15 protein-coding genes, 1 tRNA gene and 1 pseudogene are annotated in these 20,451 nt (G+C 48.0%); 13 read left to right on the forward strand and 4 right to left on the reverse strand.

Features of this window, described 5'->3' with window-relative positions:
• The first annotated feature begins 139 nt into the window (after positions 1-139).
• Positions 140-1,558 (forward strand): alanine/glycine:cation symporter family protein, encoded by a 1,419-nt coding sequence (locus tag ACWGOO_RS18930; protein ID WP_283653027.1) that lies wholly within the window; start codon positions 140-142, stop codon positions 1,556-1,558.
• Positions 1,559-1,847: 289 nt separating this feature from the next.
• Here the strand turns inward: ACWGOO_RS18930 and ACWGOO_RS18935 are convergent, their stop codons facing one another.
• Together ACWGOO_RS18935 and ACWGOO_RS18940 are read right to left on the reverse strand one after the other, a co-directional pair.
• The gene (locus ACWGOO_RS18935) at positions 1,848-2,036 is read right to left on the reverse strand and encodes a hypothetical protein (RefSeq protein ID WP_452485939.1); all 189 of its coding nucleotides are present in this window, start codon (positions 2,034-2,036) and stop codon (positions 1,848-1,850) included.
• Between the two features lie 68 nt (positions 2,037-2,104).
• Positions 2,105-3,634, reverse strand: coding sequence for a PTS transporter subunit EIIC (locus tag ACWGOO_RS18940; protein ID WP_452485940.1), 1,530 nt, complete (start codon positions 3,632-3,634; stop codon positions 2,105-2,107).
• Positions 3,635-4,043: 409 nt separating this feature from the next.
• Here ACWGOO_RS18940 and ACWGOO_RS18945 point away from each other — a divergent pair, with 409 nt between their 5' ends.
• Positions 4,044-4,865, forward strand: coding sequence for an MIP/aquaporin family protein (locus ACWGOO_RS18945; protein WP_452485942.1), 822 nt, complete (start codon positions 4,044-4,046; stop codon positions 4,863-4,865).
• Between the two features lie 30 nt (positions 4,866-4,895).
• Positions 4,896-6,389: a glycerol kinase GlpK gene (gene glpK, locus ACWGOO_RS18950; protein WP_452485944.1), complete on the forward strand. Its 1,494-nt coding sequence runs from the start codon at positions 4,896-4,898 to the stop codon at positions 6,387-6,389.
• Positions 6,390-6,457: 68 nt separating this feature from the next.
• Here glpK and ACWGOO_RS18955 read toward each other — a convergent pair whose 3' ends face one another.
• The gene (locus ACWGOO_RS18955; protein ID WP_452485946.1) at positions 6,458-7,222 is read right to left on the reverse strand and encodes an exodeoxyribonuclease III; all 765 of its coding nucleotides are present in this window, start codon (positions 7,220-7,222) and stop codon (positions 6,458-6,460) included.
• Positions 7,223-7,448: 226 nt separating this feature from the next.
• Positions 7,449-7,522: transfer RNA gene (locus ACWGOO_RS18960), tRNA-Arg, on the reverse strand.
• A 258-nt stretch (positions 7,523-7,780) separates the two neighbouring features.
• Between ACWGOO_RS18960 and ACWGOO_RS18965 the strand changes: the two genes are divergently transcribed.
• The 10 genes and pseudogenes from ACWGOO_RS18965 to hemA all read left to right on the forward strand — a co-directional run bounded on the left by ACWGOO_RS18965 (position 7,781) and on the right by hemA (position 20,443).
• Positions 7,781-8,692: a hypothetical protein gene (locus ACWGOO_RS18965; protein WP_452485948.1), complete on the forward strand. Its 912-nt coding sequence runs from the start codon at positions 7,781-7,783 to the stop codon at positions 8,690-8,692.
• A gap of 142 nt (positions 8,693-8,834) precedes the next feature.
• The gene (gene tig, locus ACWGOO_RS18970) at positions 8,835-10,148 is read left to right on the forward strand and encodes a trigger factor (RefSeq protein WP_452485950.1); all 1,314 of its coding nucleotides are present in this window, start codon (positions 8,835-8,837) and stop codon (positions 10,146-10,148) included.
• Between the two features lie 407 nt (positions 10,149-10,555).
• Complete coding sequence (gene clpP / locus ACWGOO_RS18975; RefSeq protein ID WP_452485952.1) at positions 10,556-11,146, forward strand: ATP-dependent Clp endopeptidase proteolytic subunit ClpP; 591 nt, start codon at positions 10,556-10,558, stop codon at positions 11,144-11,146.
• 12 nt (positions 11,147-11,158) lie between these two features.
• Complete coding sequence (gene clpX, locus ACWGOO_RS18980) at positions 11,159-12,415, forward strand: ATP-dependent protease ATP-binding subunit ClpX (protein WP_452485954.1); 1,257 nt, start codon at positions 11,159-11,161, stop codon at positions 12,413-12,415.
• Positions 12,416-12,525: 110 nt separating this feature from the next.
• Positions 12,526-13,644 (forward strand): flavodoxin-dependent (E)-4-hydroxy-3-methylbut-2-enyl-diphosphate synthase, encoded by a 1,119-nt coding sequence (gene ispG / locus ACWGOO_RS18985; RefSeq protein ID WP_452485956.1) that lies wholly within the window; start codon positions 12,526-12,528, stop codon positions 13,642-13,644.
• 227 nt (positions 13,645-13,871) lie between these two features.
• Complete coding sequence (lonB, locus tag ACWGOO_RS18990; RefSeq protein ID WP_452485958.1) at positions 13,872-15,599, forward strand: ATP-dependent protease LonB; 1,728 nt, start codon at positions 13,872-13,874, stop codon at positions 15,597-15,599.
• A gap of 111 nt (positions 15,600-15,710) precedes the next feature.
• On the forward strand, positions 15,711-18,047 hold the full coding sequence (gene lon, locus ACWGOO_RS18995; RefSeq protein ID WP_452485960.1) for an endopeptidase La: 2,337 nt from the start codon (positions 15,711-15,713) through the stop codon (positions 18,045-18,047).
• 18 nt (positions 18,048-18,065) lie between these two features.
• Positions 18,066-18,680, forward strand: a complete 615-nt coding sequence (gene yihA / locus ACWGOO_RS19000; protein ID WP_452485962.1) for a ribosome biogenesis GTP-binding protein YihA/YsxC — start codon at positions 18,066-18,068, stop codon at positions 18,678-18,680.
• A 32-nt stretch (positions 18,681-18,712) separates the two neighbouring features.
• Positions 18,713-18,793, forward strand: a pseudogene (locus tag ACWGOO_RS19005) (adenosylmethionine decarboxylase); the annotation flags it as partial.
• 255 nt (positions 18,794-19,048) lie between these two features.
• A complete protein-coding gene (gene hemA / locus ACWGOO_RS19010) occupies positions 19,049-20,443 on the forward strand; it encodes a glutamyl-tRNA reductase (RefSeq protein WP_452485964.1) in 1,395 nt (464 codons plus the stop codon).
• Positions 20,444-20,451: the final 8 nt, after the last annotated feature.

The raw sequence follows: 20,451 nt of genomic DNA on the forward strand, positions 1-20,451 counted from the left end.
CCTAGGCTTTTTTATGAGCTGTTAGTGGCTGATCCTGCACAAGATGGTTGTATTTTTTCGTGCCTTTAACCTCTCCAGGAGTCGAATCAGCGGATTTGACTCTTTTTTGTTTATTAATATGCTGGAGGAGCGGGTTGAAATGAATTTGGTACATGTGCTAGAAACGATTAGCAGTTGGATATGGGGTGCTCCTCTGATCATTCTCGTCATGGGAACAGGTCTATGGCTGACCATACGTTTGAAAATGTTGCAGGTCTTCCGCCTTCCCCTGGCGATCAAGCTGATCGGCAAGGCCCCGAATGAAGGCAGCGGGGATGTCAGCAGTTTTGCGGCCCTGAGTACGGCGCTGGCGGCCACAGTAGGTACAGGAAGCATTGTCGGCGTCGCGACAGCGATAAAACTGGGCGGACCGGGTGCCTTGTTCTGGATGGTTGTTGCAGCCTTTTTCGGGATGGCGACGAAATATGCCGAAGGTGTGCTTGCGGTAAAATACCGGGTGAAGGATCGGAATGGACAATTTTCCGGCGGCCCGATGTATTATATTGAAAAAGGGCTTGGACGCCGCTTTAAACCGCTGGCGATGCTGTTCGCTTTTTCCGGAATGCTGGTGGCGCTGTTCGGGATTGGAACATTTCCGCAGGTCAAAGCGATTGTATCCTCGACCGAAAACAGCTTTGGTGTTCCGCCGATTGTAACGGCATTGATCATTGCTACCCTTACGGGACTCGTTACCATTGGAGGGCTCAAGAGCATTGCCAAGGTATCAACAAAAGTCGTTCCCTTCAAAACAGGCTTGTACGTGCTGATCTGTATGATCGTACTGATTCGGTTCGCCGATCAGATTCCTGCCGCACTCGCGCTTGTGCTGCATTCGGCATTTTCTACGACGTCTGCGACGGGTGGATTTGCCGGGGCTACAATTATGCTGGCGATGCGCAGCGGGGTAGCGAGAGGAATTTTTGCTAATGAGGCCGGATTGGGAAGCGCACCGATTGCAGCCGCAGCCGCCAAAACCAAATGGCCTGCGGAGCAGGGGTTGATTTCCATGACAGGCGTCTTTATAGATACGATGATTATTTGTGTGATGACCGGGTTGACGCTGCTGGTTAGCGGCGTATGGAGCGGTCCTACTGATGCGGGCTTGATGACGCAGCAAGCTTTCTCGAGCGCATTCCCGCTGGGTGCGGAACTGCTCACAATCATTCTGATTATGTTCGCGTTCACCACGATGCTTGGCTGGAACTACTATGGAGAACGCTGTGTTGAATACTTACTGGGTGTCAAATGGATTAAGCCGTATCGTTATCTGTTCATTGCGTTGGTTGCCGGCGGCGCGTTTATTAAGCTGGATGCGATCTGGTTGCTGGCAGATATCTTTAACGCCATGATGGCCTTCCCGAACTTGATTGCACTGCTCGGCTTGTCAGGAATTGTCGTTGCTGAAACCCGTACCTATATGGATTCCTTGTATCCTGACAAGAAAAAAGGAATACTTGCAGGTGCCAGTGCAGGTGCAGCCATAGAAATAGAAGAAAAAGGACAAACGGTCAGCTCATAAAGTCCGAGATATTCGGATTTAAGAATATTGAATCTGCAAGATCATTTGCAAGGATAACGAAAGGGAGTGTCCCTCAGCCATTACAAGCTGGGAGGAACTCCCTTTTTGCGTTTAGAGCAGGATAAAGCTGGCTGGCGCTCTATAGATGCGTATCCGGCGCGGCCTCCGTTAGAACTTGCTTCATCCAGATTGCGCCTACAAAAGAGGAAACTTTTCCGTTATGGACCGAAGCATTCCATTCGGGGGTTCAGCCATCCGTATTGGCGAGTAAATTGCTTTTTGTGAAAAGTCACGGCGGTTTGCCAGCCCAAACGGTATGAGGGGGATTGATTACCGATGTAGCTGCCGTCCGCTTGAAGTACAGGTCCGTATTTTGGGCAAGCATCTGAATATAAACGTTTACAATATTGCCGGCTAAAAACGAACGGCTTCCGACCTTTTGCTGAAGCTGTTCTCCGGTGGCCATATAGTCGCCCATGTGCGAATCGTAGCACTGACCTTTGCAGAATCACTGGGCAGACCTGCTTGTTCAAAGCTGTCTTCACGTCATTTCCCTTCTTGCTGCCTGAGATGGTCTACCTGCTGAACAAGTTGTGAATGGTTTAGCCGTTGTATTTCGTCTTTCAGAATTTCGGATCGCGTACCGAAAATAACCTGTACCGTACCGCTGCCAAGCCTGATGACTCCCGACGCTCCGAGCTGTTTGAGAGCTTGGTCGTTAACCGCTTTGTCGTCTTTGACGACGAGACGCAGCCGTGTGATGCACGCATCGATGCTTTGGATATTGTCTGAACCGCCGAGATAGGCCACCACCTTGCCTACATGACTGGACTGACTATCGGATGCGGCACTCGCCTTTTCATTGGATTTGGGTTCGTTAGTGTCAAACAGGAGGCCGTCTTCTGCATCGTCTTCACGCCCAGGGGTTTTTAGGTTGAATTTGAGAATGATGAATCGGAACAGGAAGTAGTATACGATGGCAAAAGCAAGCCCGACGAGGATCATTCGCAATGGATGGGTGGAGAGCTTCATATTGACCAGATAGTCAATGAGTCCTGCCGAAAAAGAAAAGCCGAGTTTGACATCCAGTAGGTACATGATCAGACCACTCAGACCTGTAAGCAGTGCATGGATGCCATAAAGCAACGGTGCAACGAACATAAAGGAAAATTCGAGGGGCTCGGTAATTCCGGTCAGGAACGATGCCAGCGCAGAACCGATGAAGATGGAGGCGACCGCTTTACGTTTTTCCGGTTTGGCCGTATGAATAAACGCGAGGGCAGCCGCAGGCAGAGCGAACATCATAATGGGGAAGAAGCCGGACATAAACATACCTGCCGAAATATCGCCCGCGAAGAAACGCGTCAGGTCACCATGAACGACCTCGCCTGCTGCATTAGTGTAGTCACCGATTTGAAACCACGCAATAGAGTTCAATACATGGTGCAAACCGAGCGGGATCAGCAGCCGATTAGCAATCATGAATACCATCGACCCGATTCCCCCAAAGCCGACAATCCAGTTGCCAAAGGCTGTAATCCCATCTTGTATCGGACTCCAGATCATACCGAGCAGAATGGCCAGAATCATGGTCGTGAAGGCCGTGATCATAGGGACGAAACGTTTGCCCGAGAAGAAACCGAGCCCATCCGGAAGCTGGATGTTGTGATATTTTTTGAACAGAAAAGCAGACCATCCGCCGATAAAAATACCACCCAGTACCCCCATGTCCAGCTTGACGTCATCCGGGATATATGCAAATATGCCCGGTACTGCCGCCAAAATGCGGGTCAGCACCATGTAGGCAATGACTGCTGATAGTGCAGCTACAGCATCCCCGGCCAGGCCCATGGAAACACCGATGGCAAAAATGAACGCCAGATTGCCGAAGATGGCACCCGCCCCCTCGTTCAGAAAAGGAGTAACATAATGATTCAGAAATCCGCCCACTTCGGGACCCAGCGGTATATCCGTTTCATAGTTAATCAGAGCCAATCCTTGTAAAATCCCTGCGGCGGGTAGTGTGGCTACTGGAAGCATGAACGACTTGCCGATTTTTTGCAGAAATTTCAGCATAACATTCTTCCCTTCTTCGTCAAGTTTGGGAGCGTCGTATCATCCTGAAATCCTTACCGGACAACAAAAAAGAACCGCAAAGCGGATCTCTTTCCTTTCGCTTTCTAGCTCATAACTATGAGCCTGGTCGTATGCCAAAAGATTGGTCAACCCATTTTTTTACATTATAAATCAGGGAATCTGATAGGGTCAATGATTATTTTAGTACATAGAAAAACGTAAATCCGCAGTTGACATCGCTTACATGCTTATATAATATCAAATTTAAGTTAATAATCGTGACGGAGACAAGAGAGCCACACAGACATCCCATGTTAGAGCACAGGGGGGCGGTTTGTGATGGCTTTTCTTTTTTTGTGCGCGGTGAAAGCGATTGAAAATCGGTTGATCTATTAAGGAGGTAGGTTGTATGTCGCCATACGCAGCCGAATTCATAGGGACGATGATCCTTATTGCCCTAGGTGGCGGAGTATGCGCAGGGGTGTCCCTGAAAAAATCATTTGCCCACGGCTCTGGCTGGATTGTGATCGGATTCGGTTGGGGACTCGCGGTCGCCGTTGCGGTATATGCAGTTGGTCAGATCAGCGGAGCACATTTGAATCCGGCGGTGACGCTGGCGCTTGCATTTCAGGGAGCTTTTCCGTGGAGGGATGTTCCGGGCTATATTGCAGCTCAGCTTCTTGGGGCCATGGCGGGTGCCGTGATTGTGGTTTTGCATTATTTGCTCCACTGGAAAGAGACGGAGGACACAGCAACCAAACTCAGTGTATTTGCTACAGGACCGGCTATTGATCACCCATTCGCCAACGTGCTTAGTGAAATGATAGGTACTTTCATCTTTGTTCTTGCTTTGCAGTCATTCGGTGCCAACTCCTTCACTGAGGGACTGAATCCACTCATTGTGGGTTTTCTGGTTGTCAGCATCGGCTTGTCCCTCGGCGGGACGACAGGTTATGCTATTAATCCGGCTAGAGATTTGGGCCCGCGTCTTGTGCATTGGCTGCTGCCGATTCCTGGTAAAGGAATATCGAACTGGAAATATGCCTGGGTGCCGATTGTAGGGCCATTGCTGGGGGGCTCTTTCGGAGGGCTGTTTTACCAGACCGTATTTAAAGGGAATATGACTCCAGTTTTCTGGATTGTGCTGGGTATGATTGTAGTGGTACTTTTGATTACCTTTCGTTTCAGCCGTACTTATAAAAGTGATAAAGCTCATAAAATGACAGCATAAAATGGATTCATTACAGGGGAGAGAACAACGATGGAAAAATATATCTTGTCACTGGATCAGGGAACGACTAGCTCAAGAGCGATTTTGTTCAACAGTAAAGGAGATGTGGTGTACTCGGCTCAGCGGGAGTTTCCGCAATACTTTCCTCATCCCGGCTGGGTGGAACAGAATGCGAATGAAATCTGGAGTTCCATTCTGGGGGTCATTGCATCCTGTCTATCCGAATCCGGTGTAAAAGCGAACCAGATTGCCGCCATCGGTATTACCAATCAGCGTGAATCGGTAGTGGTGTGGGACAAAAATACAGGACTGCCTGTGTATAATGTACTCGTATGGCAATCGCGCCAAACCTCGGAAATCTGCGAAGCATTAAAGCAGCAAGGGCATGAAGAGCTATTCCACAGCAAAACAGGGCTGTTGATTGACCCGTATTTTTCAGGCACAAAAGTGAAGTGGATACTGGATCATGTAGAAGGTGCGCGGGAACAGGCGGAACGAGGGGACTTGCTGCTCGGTACGATTGATTCGTGGCTGATCTGGAAGCTGTCCGGCGGCAAGGCGCATGTGACCGACTATTCCAACGCAGCCAGAACGCTGATGTATAACATTTATGAGCTTAAGTGGGACAAAGAGCTGCTGGACATTCTAGGTGTGCCAAAAAACATGCTGCCTGAAGTGAGGCCTTCTTCCGAGGTATATGCGCATACCGTGGATTATCATTTCTTTGGTCAAAATATACCGATTGCTGGCGCAGTGGGTGACCAGCAGGCGGCTCTATTTGGTCAGGCTTGTTACGAAAAAGGGATGATCAAGAATACTTACGGCACAGGTTGCTTCATGCTGATGAACACGGGCGATCAACCCGTGGAATCCAAGCACGGACTTATTACGACCATCGCTTGGGGGCTGGAGGAAGGCAAGGTGCAATATGCGCTGGAGGGAAGTGTCTTTGTAGCGGGCTCGGCGATCCAATGGCTTCGTGACGGTCTGCGCATGTTTCGTGAAGCCAAGGACAGTGAAGCCTATGCAGCCCGCGTTTCCTCTTCGGAAGGGGTGTATTTGGTACCTGCTTTTGTCGGACTGGGCAGTCCGTACTGGGATAGTGAGGTGCGTGGAGCGATGTTTGGCCTGACACGGGGCACGACAAAGGAACATTTTATCCGCGCAACACTGGAGGCACTTGCTTACCAGACGAAGGACGTGCTTGCCGCGATGGAAATTGACTCCGGCATTGCAGTGAAGACGTTGCGAGTGGATGGGGGAGCCGTGTTGAACAATTTTCTAATGCAATTCCAGAGCGATATTCTGGATGCCACAGTAGAACGGCCTGTGATCCATGAGACGACGGCACTCGGAGCCGCATGTCTGGCAGGGTTGGCGATTGGATATTGGAAGAGCATGGATGAGCTGCGCAGGCGTGTGAGGGTGGAGCGATCTTTTACCCCCGGTATGGATGAAGAAACGCGCAGCAGTTTGTATGAGGGCTGGAAAAAGGCTGTGAACGCGACGATGGCCTACAAATGAGTGATGTAACCGTGAAAAAGAAGGCCGCTCTGTAAAGAGCGGCCTTTTGTCATAGTTTTAAAGAGGAATTATGCTGAAATATCCTGCAACTCAAGTATAATGGGACAGTGATCGCTGCCTGTAATATGGCAATCAATCTTCGCATCTGACAACAACGGGCGAAGTCTGTTCGAGACGAGAAAGTAGTCAATTCGCCAGCCGATGTTCCGTTCTCTCACCTTTGGCATGTAGGACCACCAGGAATAAACGTCCGTCCGGTCGGGATAAAAGTGTCTAAAAGTATCTATAAATCCAGCGTTCAGCAACTGCGACATTCTGTCACGTTCCTCGGGCGTAAATCCGGCATTTCCATGGTTGGCTTTCGCATTTTTCAGGTCAATTTCCTGATGGGCCACGTTCAAATCGCCGCAAACAATGACAGGCTTCAACGTATCCAACTGTTGCAGATAGCTGCGGAATCGGTCTTCCCATTCCAGTCTGTAAGGCAGTCTGGACAAATCCCGTTTGGTATTAGGTGTGTACACATTGACCAGATAGAACTTTTCAAATTCCAGAGTAATAGTTCTACCTTCAGGTTCTTCATTTTCTTCCAGGCCATAATGTACAGAAAGCGGTTTGATTTTGGTGAAAATAGCGGTGCCGGAATATCCTTTTTTCTCGGCATAATTCCAATACTGCGTGTATTCCTCCATGTTCTCCATGACGATTTGTCCCTCTTGAAGCTTGGTTTCCTGCACGCAAAATATATCAGCATCTGTTTCTTTTACATAGGTATAAAATCCTTTGGTCACACAAGCTCTTAAACCATTTACATTCCATGATATGATTTTCATTTATTCATTCTCCCTTGCCGTACTAAACATGTAGGCATACTGCTTTATTTCTGTGGCACTTCGTTTAGTTCATGCTCGTCGGAAAATATTCAACATTATAGATGATAGCATTCTCAGCGTTTTTTGAAGTGGATACGAACTTTTCTACATTAAAATTAGGATATATTTTTTGTGCGGGGGGTTGTAAAACGAAAAAAAGCTCCCTTACGGAAGCTTCTCACGATAACGTCCCAGGAGGGATTCGAACCCCCGACCGACGGCTTAGAAGGCCGTTGCTCTATCCAGCTGAGCTACTGGGACATAAAATTCAAGCGAAGATTAATATATCACATGGATAAAAAAGATTCAAGTCTTATTTCGTATATATCCGGTATTCAGGCTTTCTTTAGCATAAAAATCAAAGTAGTTATCGTTTTTTTTGCCTCATAAAAGGTTATGTTAGAATACAGGTGAATATGTGGAAGACGAGAGGTTGGACTTCGGCCGCTGTTTCTCATATAATCTACAAATACTTTAGCTTGCGGTGGAGAGGGGGTGCCTTGAATAAAGGACTCCAATGTGACGACAAAAGAAAATAATATTGTTTTGTTTCCGAAGACACTGGACTACTATCAAATTCAACTCACTGTGATGCTTGAAAACGAACGTTACGGAGAGGCGATGGCGATGCTGCGTTTTTTGATGCAGTGTCAGGGACAGGAACAGAAGCAATACGAAGAGTGGGATGCTCTTTTACAATGGCTGGAAGCCGCATTTCCACAGTATGCCGACAGAGGGACGGAAACGGACGCTACGGAAGAAGATGAGGTCAGTGAAGCAGAGCTGGCACGCCGAAATGCGCGCTTCAAGCAGGAGCAGGATGCAGGCTACGGCAACAAGCTGCTACGTATGGCTATGGATGAACCGTTGTCGGAACAGACGATTTTAGCGCTGGAACAACTGTCTTATCTGGATCTGCCGGAAATCGACGATGCGCTGCTTAACTGGATTAAGGAACGGGAAATCCACCCTCTGCTTCAATTTCGTGTTTTGCAGACACTGCGGCGACGCGGAATGGAAGGGACGATCGAAATCAGCCGGGGAGATGAGAAGGCGGAAATCGAGATTGAGTCGATTCCACTGCAGCCGGATGAATTTCCTGAGCCGATTATGCGTATTCTGGAGCGGGTGGCCGATCAGACTGAGGTGCATGAGCCTACGCTGTTCTATTTTGCGCAGGAGCTATGGTCTCAGTTTGTGATGGCGGTGTACGGTACGAAAGATTACAGGTCAATGCTGGTGGAGGAGGACGGGATGCCGGATATTTGGGCGGCAGCACTCCACCAGACGGTATCAGAGAGTCTGAGCGGCAACAAGGATGAGGAAGAAACCCGTGCTATATATGGCATTACCGATGCATTGCGCTTCCGTTTTGAGCAGGTATATCGGTCGATGCGTCTATTCGTAGCGGCGGGAATGAACACTCCATAACGGCCGAGAACGTTTACCTGTGAAGCATTCAAGGGGCTGCCCTTGAAAAAGATAGTAATGTTAGATATACTATAGTGGTTATTTTGTGTGCGTTGATTGTATGAAAACTAAGTGAAGATTTTGTTGGAGGGGAAAGCATAAAATGAAAGCAACTTGGGAGAAAATAGAGAAGAACCTTGGGGTTCTTGAAGTTGAGGTTGACGCGGATCGTGTAGCCGCTGCACTCGACAAAGCTTTTAATAAAGTGGCTAAACAAGTAAGTGTACCAGGATTCCGTAAAGGTAAAGTACCGCGTCCTATTTTTGAAAAACGTTATGGTATTGAAAGCTTGTATCAGGATGCAATTGACTTCCTGCTGCCAGAAGCCTACAGCCAAGCTGTAGAAAAAACGGATATTTTCCCGGTAGACAGCCCTGACGTTGAAATTGATCAATTCGCTAAAGGCGAATCTTTCAAATTCAAAGCCAAGGTTACTGTTAAACCTGAAGTGACTTTGGGCGAGTACAAAGGCGTTGAAGTGCCTGCAAGCAAACTCGAAGTAACCGACGAAGAGCTGGCTCAAGAGCTGGAGCGTTTGCAACAACGTCATGCCGAACTGGTTGTCGTTGATGAAGAAGCTGCACAATCGGGCGATACGGCTATTATCGACTTTGACGGTTCCGTGGATGGTGTACCATTCGAAGGCGGACAAGCCGAGAAGTATTCTCTGGAGCTGGGCTCCAATACGTTCATTCCTGGCTTTGAAGAGCAAGTGATCGGTTTGCACACAGGCGATTCCAAGGACGTTGAAGTAACGTTCCCTGAGAACTACCATTCTGCTGATCTCGCTGGCAAACAAGCAGTCTTCAAAGTGAAGATTCATGAACTGAAACGCAAAGTTCTTCCTGAGCTGGATGATGAATTTGCTAAAGACGTAAGTGAATTTGATACACTGGCTGAATTCAAGGAAGACTTGAAAAAGCAACTGCTGGAGCGTAAGGAAAACGAAGCTAAAGCTGCCCGTGAGGGTGCGGTAGTAGAGAAAGTTGCTGAGAACGCAACAATCGACATTCCTGAAGCGATGATTAAAAGTGAAGTGCAAAACATGGTTCGCGATTTCGACAACCGTCTGCGCAGCCAAGGCATGAACCTTGAAATGTTCCTCGGATTCTCCGGCCAAAGCAAGGAAGATCTGGAAGAGCAAATGAAAGTTGATGCTGAGAAGCGTGTACGCAACAACCTCGTGCTGGAGCAAGTGGCTAAAGCGGAAAACATCGAAGTTTCCGAAGCGGAAATTGATGAAGAGCTGAAAAACATGGCTGAAGCTTACAAACGTTCGGTTGAAGAAATCCGCGGTATTCTGGAAGGTAACGGCTCGTTCGCAAACCTGAGAGAAGAAATTTCACTGCGCAAAACGATCGCTTTGTTGTTGGAAAACAGCAAAGAAGTTGAAGCGCCAGCTGAAGTTGCCGAGTAATCCAACGATAGAATATACGGGGTATGTCGAACAGGCTGCAACGTAGCAATTATATAGAGATAAGGCACGTAGTGAAAGTTACGTGCCTTATTTTCACCTTGGGCAATCCATATTTTAGTCGTTTATGGAAAGTGCTGTGAGTTGCGCTTTGTTGTACATAAGTCACTGCTGTATATTTGCACATACATACAAAACATGGTTAAATATGAGAAGGTCTCGGCTAAGCATGTTGTATAACAGCCCGCACTGTATATATGAGCGGATGAAAATATGACACGAGACTCTGAACATGTTAAAATATTTTATAAGGTGTTCCCGTTTCATGCTTGCCGCTTCCGTTCTAACGAGACTTAAGGAAGTGGATGAATACTGGTGTTCATTTTAATAAAGAAAAGAGGTTGGTCGTGATGAGTCTCGTCCCTATGGTTGTGGAACAAACGAATCGAGGAGAACGATCTTACGATATTTACTCGCGGTTGCTTAAGGATCGCATCATTTTCCTGAGTGGCCCGATTGATGACGATGTTGCCAATCTAATCATTGCACAGCTATTGTTCCTTTCTGCGGAAGATCCGGAGAAGGATATTAATTTGTACATTAACTCGCCGGGCGGTTCTGTAACTGCGGGCATGGGTATATATGATACAATGCAATTCATTAAGCCGGACGTATCGACAATCTGTGTAGGCATGGCTGCAAGTATGGGCTCTTTGCTGCTCACAGCAGGTGCGCCAGGCAAGAGATATGCGCTTACCAACAGCGAAGTCATGATTCATCAGCCGTTGGGCGGCATTCAGGGGCAAGCCTCCGATATGCTGATCCATGCGGACTGGATTATCAAAACGCGTGCCAAGCTGAATCAAATCTATGTAGAGCGAACGGGTCAGCCTCTCGAAAAAATCGAACGTGATACTGACCGGGATTTCTTCATGGAAGCGGAAGAGGCAAAAGCATACGGTATCATCGACCAGGTGCTGTCTAGACCGATTAATCTGTAAAGGGGTGGCTCTATGTTTAAATTTAATGATGAAAAAGGACAACTGAAATGTTCCTTCTGTGGTAAATCTCAGGATCAGGTTCGCAAGCTAGTTGCCGGACCGGGCGTATATATATGTGACGAATGCATCGAGTTGTGCACGGAAATCGTGGAAGAGGAACTGGGTCATGAGGAAGAAGTAGATCTGAAAGACATTCCGAAACCAATGCAAATCCGTGACATTTTGGATCAATATGTCATTGGTCAGGATCAAGCGAAAAAATCGTTGTCTGTAGCGGTATATAACCACTATAAACGTATTAATACGCAAAACAAAATTGATGATGTGGAACTGCAAAAAAGTAACATTTTGATGCTCGGACCTACAGGTTCAGGTAAAACGTTGCTTGCGCAAACCATGGCTAAAATTTTGAACGTTCCTTTTGCCATCGCAGATGCTACTTCCCTTACGGAAGCGGGTTATGTAGGCGAAGACGTTGAAAACATTTTGCTGAAATTGATTCAAGCTGCCGATTATGATGTGGAAAAAGCCGAACGCGGCATTATCTACATCGACGAAATTGATAAAGTAGCCCGCAAATCCGAAAACCCGTCCATTACGCGTGATGTATCGGGTGAAGGTGTACAGCAGGCCTTGCTTAAAATTTTGGAAGGCACGGTTGCTTCTGTACCTCCACAAGGGGGGCGTAAGCATCCGCATCAAGAGTTCATTCAAATTGATACCACGAACATCCTGTTCATTTGTGGCGGTGCCTTTGACGGTCTGGAGCAAATGATCAAACGTCGTGTTGGCAAGAAAGTCATCGGTTTTAATGCGATTACAGATCAAAAGGATTTGAAACCGGGCGAATATACTTCTATGGTATTGCCTGAGGATCTTTTGAAATTCGGCCTGATTCCGGAGTTTGTAGGACGTTTGCCGGTTATTTCTACGCTGGAGCCGCTTGATGAGAACACATTGGTTCGTATTTTGTCTGAGCCGAAAAATGCGTTAGTCAAGCAGTATCAGAAGATGCTTGAACTGGATAATGTTACTTTGGAGTTTAAGCAAGATGCTCTGGAAGCCATTGCTCGTGAAGCCATCAAGCGTAACACGGGTGCCCGTGGTCTTCGTGCGATCATTGAAGGCATTATGCTGGATGTGATGTATGAGGTTCCTTCCCGTGATGATATCACGACTTGTGTCATCAATGAGCAGGTTGTAAAAGATAAAATCGCACCGGAACTCGGTGGTACAGATAAGGATAAAAAACAAGAAGAGAGCGCCTAAGGATTGATACTTCGCGATCTCTACAACATGAGAAGCCGGATCTCCACTTCACTAAACCCATATGAGGTTTTATGGGGTGGAGGTTTGGCGTTAATGGGAGAGAAAAGTATATGTTCTTAAGACAAGACACACGTCCCGTTAAAGTCGGGAATCTGACGATTGGCGGCAGCAATGAAGTCATTATCCAAAGCATGTGTACGACCAAGACAGCAGATGTGGAAGCTACCGTCGCTGAAATTCTCCGTTTGGAAGAGGCGGGGTGCCAACTTGTACGGGTCACCGTCAACAATGAGGAAGCTGCCGCAGCCATTAAGGAAATTAAAAAACAGATCCATATTCCACTCGTAGCGGATATTCATTTTAATCACAAACTGGCTCTGCTGGCGATTGAAAACGGAATTGACAAGGTTCGTATCAATCCCGGCAACATTGGTCGTCGTGAAAAAGTGGAAGCTGTCGTTAAGGCATGCAAGGAAAAGGGAGTTCCGATTCGGATCGGTGTGAATGCCGGGTCATTGGAACAGCATTTGCTGGATAAGTACGGCTATCCTACGCCAGAAGCTATGGTAGAAAGCGCGCTGTATCATATCGGTATACTGGAAGAGCTTGATTTTCACGATATTATCGTGTCGCTGAAAGCATCTGACGTACCTATGGCGATTGCTGCTTATACGAAGGCAGCCGAAATCATCAAATATCCGTTACATCTGGGTATTACCGAAGCGGGTACGCTCTTTACCGGAACCGTCAAGAGTGCAGCGGGAATGGGTGCCTTGTTGGCAGCGAGCATTGGCTCGACTATGCGTATTTCGCTGAGTGCCGATCCAGTGGAAGAAGTGAAGGTTGCGCGGGAACTGCTCAAAACTTTTGGGCTGATCACGAATGCTGCGACTTTGATTTCCTGTCCGACTTGTGGACGTCTGGATATTGATCTGTTCTCTATTGCCAACGAAGTCGAGGACTATATTGCGAAACTCAAGGTGCCGATTAAAGTGTCAGTACTGGGTTGCGCGGTGAACGGTCCAGGGGAAGCAAAGGAAGCCGACATCGGTATTGCCGGAGCACGCGGGGAAGGACTTCTGTTCCGTTACGGAAAAATGATCCGCAAAGTTCCCGAGGCTGACATGGTTGACGAATTGAAAAAAGAAATTGACAACATCGTCAAGGCGTATGAAGAGACGGGTAAAATTCCGGGTCGCGAGGAACGTCATACAGCCGAGAAGGTATAGGTAAAATCGGTTCTCATAAAGAGGCATAATCATATTTTATGGCCATCATTTAAACGCCGTGGAGGGCAGCTCTGCTACAGAACTGTTCTTTGCGGTGTTTTTTATTTTCTCTCTGATCTTTTGGAAGACTGCCGTTTAGCTATTGGGGAAAAGGAAATACTGTTTTTCATAGACGGCATTTTAGCTGCATCTTTCAAAATGCTGAGATGAGAAACGGAGGAAATACGATGGACTTTACTATGATTTTGTTGTTGGTACAAATGTTTTTTGGGATTGTCATCGGTCTGTATTTTTGGAACCTTTTGCGGAGCCAGAAGACGAACCGCAGCGCAGTGGACCGGGAATCCCGCAAGGAGCTGGATAAGCTGCGCAAACTGCGTTCCATTTCATTAACCAAACCGTTGGCTGAACGCACTCGTCCCGCCACATTACAGGATATTGTCGGTCAGAAGGACGGACTGCGTGCGCTCAAGGCAGCGTTATGCAGTGCGAATCCCCAGCATGTTATTATTTATGGCCCGCCAGGAGTGGGCAAGACGGCTGCTGCGCGCGTGGTTCTAGAAGAGGCTAAGAAAAACCTGTCCTCCCCGTTCAAGGGAGACGCCAAATTTACGGAGATTGATGCGACGACTGCCCGTTTTGACGAGCGGGGTATTGCAGACCCGTTGATTGGTTCGGTGCATGATCCGATTTATCAAGGTGCTGGAGCGATGGGAGTGGCGGGTATTCCGCAGCCCAAGCCCGGAGCGGTAACGAAGGCGCATGGCGGTATGTTGTTCATTGATGAAATTGGCGAGCTGCATCCCACACAGATGAATAAGCTGTTGAAAGTATTGGAGGACCGAAAAGTATTTCTGGAGAGCGCGTACTATAACTCGGAGGATTCGAATACTCCTGCTTATATCCATGATATTTTCCAAAATGGTTTGCCTGCTGATTTCCGTTTGGTAGGTGCGACGACCCGTTCGCCGTATGAGCTGCCGCCTGCCATTCGTTCCCGGTGCATGGAAATTTACTTCCGTGCTCTCCAGCCGCAGGAAATTGCTCGTATTGCTGAGGATGCCGTCCACAAGCTAGGCTTCGGTCCTTGTCCGGAGGCGGTTGAAGTTGTACAGCGCTACGCTACAAATGGCCGGGAGGCCGTCAATATGATTCAGCTTGCTGCTGGATTAGCACTTACGGAGAAACGGGAACGTCTGAATGCCTCGGATGTGGAGTGGGTAGCAGGCAGCAGCCAAATTCAGCCGCGTCCTGACCGGAAAATACCGGGTCTGCCGCAAATTGGATTTGTTAACGGTTTGGCCGTATATGGCCCGAATATGGGCATGCTGCTGGAAATTGAGGTTACAGCAGTTCCGGTTCCTGCGGGAAAGGGAACCTATAACATTACAGGTGTGGTCGATGAGGAAGAAATTGGCGGCGGCTCCCGTACGCTGCGGCGTAAAAGTATGGCTAAAGGCTCTGTGGAAAATGTACTGACCGTTTTACGTACGCTCGGATTGTCCCCGTCGAATTACGATTTACATATTAATTTCCCCGGAGGAACACCAGTAGATGGCCCGTCGGCAGGCATTGCGATGGCAACGGCTGTTGCTTCCGCAATGCGGGGAATTCCGGTGGATCACGAAATTGCGATGACCGGGGAGGTTAGCATCCACGGGCGTGTCAAACCGATTGGCGGCGTATTAGCCAAGGTTGAGGCTGCTTTTCAGGCAGGAGCTAAAAAGGTGATCATCCCGCAGGACAACTGGCAGTCTCTTTTTTACAGTATTGAAGGCTTGAAAGTCATTCCGGTGCAGTCGGTTACAGAAGTATTCCGGCACGTATTTGGAGAAGAATTGACGTCAGAATTACCTGTGCACACGCCAATTGAGACTTTTCGCCCATCCCCATCTTCCTTGTTACAGGCCGATGGGACGCATAATGGGACGATATCGGACACAGGATCTTGCTAATGAACTACCCTTTCATTGGTTTTTTCATAAAACATTTGATAAAATACGAAAGATAACAACGTGAAGGATTGTAAAATCCGGAACCTGAGAATCACTGGAGGTGCGAAAGCGATGGGACCCAACAAGGCAAAAGGTCGTCGTTTTCCTTTGCTGCCTTTAAGAGGACTTCTGGTCTACCCGAGCATGGTTCTGCATCTCGATGTGGGCCGGGAAAAATCGGTCAAGGCTTTGGAAAAAGCGATGGTTGAAGATAATTTGATTCTCCTGTGTTCTCAATCAGAAGTGAATATTGAAGAACCCGCACAAGAGGATATTTTTCGAGTCGGCACGGTAGCCAAAGTGCGCCAGATGCTCAAGCTTCCCAATGGAACGATTCGGGTGCTGGTGGAAGGGCTGGAACGTGCCGAGATTATTCAATATACGGACAATGAAGAATATTATGAGGTACTGGCGAAGGAACTGCATGAGGCAGAAAACGTGCATCCCGAGACGGATGCGCTCATGCGCACTGTTTTGACCCAGTTCGAGCATTATATCAACTTGTCCAAAAAGGTAACTCCCGAAACTCTTGCTGCGGTATCCGACATTGAGGAGCCCGGACGGCTGGCTGACGTGATTACAAGCCATCTAACGCTCAAAATCAAGGAGAAGCAGGATATACTGGAGACGATCGACGTAACTCAACGTCTGGAGAAGCTTCTGGATATTTTGAATAACGAGCGTGAGGTACTGGAGCTGGAACGTAAAATTAACCAGCGTGTGAAGAAACAGATGGAGAAAACGCAGAAGGAATATTACCTGCGTGAGCAAATGAAGGCGATCCAGAAGGAGCTTGGCGAGAAGGAAGGTCGCGCGGGAGAAGTAGAAGAACTGCGCAATCAGCTAAGTGAACTGGAGCTGCCCGCTTCTGTGAAGGAGAAGGTCGAGAAGGAAATCGACCGTCTGGAGAAAATGCCTGCAAGCTCTGCCGAGAGCGGGGTGATCCGTAATTACGTCGATTGGCTGTTAAGTCTGCCATGGAACAAGTTTACGGATGATGACCTGGACATCGTCAAGGCTGAAGAGGTACTGAATAATGACCACTATGGACTGGATAAGCCAAAGGAGCGGGTGCTGGAGTATCTGGCTGTACGCAAGCTGGTGAAGACCATTAAGGGGCCGATTCTGTGTCTCGTAGGGCCACCGGGGGTCGGCAAGACCTCGCTGGCTCGTTCCATCGCCAAGTCCATGGGTCGGGAATTTGTTCGCATCTCCCTGGGAGGTGTGAGGGATGAAGCGGAAATTCGTGGCCATCGCCGGACTTATGTAGGCGCAATGCCAGGGCGGATCATTCAGGGGATGAAGACGGCAGGAATGTCTAATCCGGTCTTTTTGCTGGATGAGATTGATAAAATGGCTTCTGACTTTCGAGGCGACCCTTCGGCGGCGCTGCTGGAGGTGCTTGATCCTGAACAGAACAATACGTTCAGTGACCATTTTGTCGAGCTGCCCTTCGATTTGTCCAATGTGATGTTCGTGACGACAGCCAATGCCGCGCACAATATTCCGCGTCCACTGATGGACCGGATGGAGACACTGTACATTCCGGGTTACACCGAGCTGGAAAAGCTCGAAATCGCCAATCGTTATCTACTGCCCAAGCAGAAGAGAGAGCATGGTTTGAAAGAGGAACAGCTGGTCATCGGGGAGGATACGCTGTTGTGTGTTATCCGTGAATATACCCGTGAATCCGGCGTGCGGAATCTCGAACAGCAAATGGCTTCTCTATGCCGCAAGGCTGCGAAGTCAGTGGTATCCGGCAGAGAAGGCCCAATTCAAATTACACCGGACAATCTGAAAGATTATTTAGGCGTCGCCAAATTCCGTTACGGTGTAGCGGAGTTGGAAGACCAGATTGGTACGGTTACAGGCTTGGCGTGGACAGAGGTCGGCGGTGAAACGCTGATGATTGAAGTGACAGTCGTACCCGGCAGCGGTAAGCTGATTCTTACCGGTAAACTGGGAGACGTTATGAAGGAATCCGCGCAGGCCGCATTTAGCTACACTCGCTCCAAAGCGGTTGAGCTGGGCATTGATACGGACTTTTATGAGAAAAACGATATTCATATCCACATTCCGGAGGGAGCAATTCCAAAGGATGGGCCCTCGGCGGGGATTACCATTGCTACAGCGTTGATTTCAGCTCTGACCAACCGTCATGTATCCAAGGATGTGGCTATGACGGGTGAAATTACCCTGCGCGGCCGCGTGCTGCCGATTGGTGGATTAAAAGAGAAGTCGCTGGCAGCCCACCGGGCAGGCTATAAAAAAATTCTGCTTCCCAAGGATAATGAACGGGATCTAAAGGATATTCCCGACAGTATTAGGCAGGATGTTGAATTTGTTCCCGTTGCCCATATGGATCAGGTGCTAGAGCACGCTTTGGTTGAGCAGGCAAGGGTACATTAGAGAGGAATTAAGGACACAATGAAAGTAACAAAAGCAGAATTTATTATTAGCGCGGTTGGCCCCGACCAGTTCCCTGTGGACGCTTTGCCGGAGATTGCTCTGGCGGGGCGTTCCAATGTCGGGAAGTCGTCACTGATTAATCGGTTGATTAGTCGTAAAAACTTGGCGCGCACCAGTTCTACACCGGGGAAAACCCAGCAGCTTAATTATTACCGGATTAATGATGATCTCTATTTCGTCGATTTTCCGGGTTACGGCTACGCAAAGGTATCCAAAACGTCTCGCAAAGCCTGGGGGCAAATGATTGAGTCGTATTTGCTGGAACGGGAGCCGCTCAAGCTGGTGCTTCAGATGGTCGATTTGCGCCATCCGCCGTCCAAAGATGATATTATGATGCACGACTGGCTGCGCCATCACGGGCTTCCGGTATGCGTTGTAGGCACGAAGGCAGATAAAATCCCCAAAACACGGCGGGAAAAGCATTATAAAGTAATAAAGCAGGAACTCGGAATACTTCCAGGGGGGTTATTTATCCCCTTTTCATCTGAAGAAGGCATGGGTAAGGACGAACTATGGTCAGTCATCTCCAGCTATATTGAGAACGAAGAAGACGAGGAACAACCGGAAATTTAAGAAGAAGGACGTTCATGAAGAGCGCTCTATCGGAAAAGACATATGCGAAGAAGCTGGTTCGTGGCTTGGGAGAACTTCAGGTGGAGACACCGGAGTGCAAGTACGCCGAATGAGTATAAAATCGTTTTCAATGGAGCCATTTGCGAGTCACACACTATAACCATGGATTTAATCCATGGTTATTTGTTTTGAAAATGGTTCAAACTATATCAAACGATACAGAACGTATTGGATGTTTGAGTTTGCCATCCAATTTTCATAAACAATTCATAAAACAGCCGGAGGAGATTCGGACTTCTGTGATATAATTAACATAGTTTATAATAACCGTGGTTATTCTTATTACAGTTTAGGCAGGTGAATTTGCAATGCACATTGTCGTTGTTGGGTTGAATTATCGTACGGCGCCTGTGGAAGTCAGAGAGCGTTTTACATTTGCAGAACAAGATTTGTCAAAAGCGCTGGAACAACTCAAACTCACCAAAAGTGTGTTGGAGGGCGTAATTGTCGCAACCTGCAATCGGACTGAAATTTATGTCGTGGTGGACCGCCTTCACATGTGCGGTTATTTTATACGCAGTTTTATGGAGCAATGGTTCGGCATTCCTCGCGATCAATTCACACAGCATCTATATATATATGAGGACGAGCAGGCCATCCGGCATTTGTTCCGTGTGACTTGTGGTTTGGATTCTATGGTAATCGGAGAAACACAAATTTTGGGACAGGTGAAGAACGCTTTTCTTCAGGCTCAATCCCAGAAAATTACGGCAACGTGGTTTAATATGTTGTTTAAGCAGGCTGTCACATTGGGCAAGCGTGCCCATTCAGAGACGTCCATTGGAGAAAGCGCCGTATCCGTCAGCTATGCAGCAGTTGAACTGGGCAAACGAATTTTTGGGATGTTTACCGATAAAAAAGTGCTGATTCTCGGCGCGGGTAAAATGAGCGAGCTTACCGTTAAGCATTTGTACAGCGGTGGAGCAGCCGAGGTCATTGTGGCGAATCGGACTTTATCCAGAGCAGAAGATTTGGCTTCCAAGTTTCATGGAACGCCGGTCACGATGGAGGAAGGTATGAATCGGTTGGCGGATGTGGACATTGTCATTAGCTCGACAGGTGCACAAGGATATATTCTGGATCGCGAGCGGGTTGAAGCCAATATGAAACGTCGTCGGTCCCGTCCTTTATTTATGATTGATATTGCGGTTCCACGAGATTTGGACCCAGGTATTGGTGAATTGCAGAATGTTTTTCTCTACGATATTGATGATCTGGAAGGCATCGTGGAGAGCAATTTGGAAATGCGCCGTACTGAGGCTGCTAAAATTGAGCATATGATCGAAGGAGAACTTGGCGAGTTCTATCAATGGTTAAAAACGATGGGAGTGCGTCCAGTGATTCGTGCTTTACAGGAAAAAGCAGAGTCCGTGCATCAAGATACGCTGGAAAGCTTGTTCAACAAGCTTCCCGAGTTGGATGAACGACAACGCAAAGTGATTAGCCGCTTGACGAAGAGCATGCTGAACCAGATGATGCATGATCCGATTAATTCGGTGAAGGAACTGGCTGTCCAAAAGCAGGGGAATGAGGCGCTTGAACTGTTTAGCCACATTTTTGCTCTGGAGGATCGTTTGGAGGACGCCGCTCAGCAAGTAGATAAAAGCGATGCATCCGCGCTAATATTACCGAAGGCCAGTATTCATGAAAAATCTGGCCAGGCCCAAGCCTCGCCAGCGTCGTTTGCGCCGGCTGGCCTGTAAAGGCGGGT

The sequence above is a fragment of the Paenibacillus sp. NPDC055715 genome, from assembly GCF_053617595.1.

Excerpts from the sequence above, each read along its gene's own strand:
- lon (WP_452485960.1), top strand. The coding sequence starts at position 15,711 with ATGGGACCCAACAAGGCAAAAGGTCGTCGTTTTCCTTTGCTGCCTTTA.
- ACWGOO_RS18935 (WP_452485939.1), bottom strand. The coding sequence starts at position 2,036 with ATGGGCGACTATATGGCCACCGGAGAACAGCTTCAGCAAAAGGTCGGA.
- lonB (WP_452485958.1), top strand. The coding sequence starts at position 13,872 with ATGGACTTTACTATGATTTTGTTGTTGGTACAAATGTTTTTTGGGATT.
- hemA (WP_452485964.1), top strand. The coding sequence starts at position 19,049 with ATGCACATTGTCGTTGTTGGGTTGAATTATCGTACGGCGCCTGTGGAA.
- glpK (WP_452485944.1), top strand. The coding sequence starts at position 4,896 with ATGGAAAAATATATCTTGTCACTGGATCAGGGAACGACTAGCTCAAGA.
- ACWGOO_RS18945 (WP_452485942.1), top strand. The coding sequence starts at position 4,044 with ATGTCGCCATACGCAGCCGAATTCATAGGGACGATGATCCTTATTGCC.
- yihA (WP_452485962.1), top strand. The coding sequence starts at position 18,066 with ATGAAAGTAACAAAAGCAGAATTTATTATTAGCGCGGTTGGCCCCGAC.
- ispG (WP_452485956.1), top strand. The coding sequence starts at position 12,526 with ATGTTCTTAAGACAAGACACACGTCCCGTTAAAGTCGGGAATCTGACG.
- ACWGOO_RS18930 (WP_283653027.1), top strand. The coding sequence starts at position 140 with ATGAATTTGGTACATGTGCTAGAAACGATTAGCAGTTGGATATGGGGT.
- ACWGOO_RS18940 (WP_452485940.1), bottom strand. The coding sequence starts at position 3,634 with ATGCTGAAATTTCTGCAAAAAATCGGCAAGTCGTTCATGCTTCCAGTA.
- clpX (WP_452485954.1), top strand. The coding sequence starts at position 11,159 with ATGTTTAAATTTAATGATGAAAAAGGACAACTGAAATGTTCCTTCTGT.
- tig (WP_452485950.1), top strand. The coding sequence starts at position 8,835 with ATGAAAGCAACTTGGGAGAAAATAGAGAAGAACCTTGGGGTTCTTGAA.
- ACWGOO_RS18955 (WP_452485946.1), bottom strand. The coding sequence starts at position 7,222 with ATGAAAATCATATCATGGAATGTAAATGGTTTAAGAGCTTGTGTGACC.
- clpP (WP_452485952.1), top strand. The coding sequence starts at position 10,556 with ATGAGTCTCGTCCCTATGGTTGTGGAACAAACGAATCGAGGAGAACGA.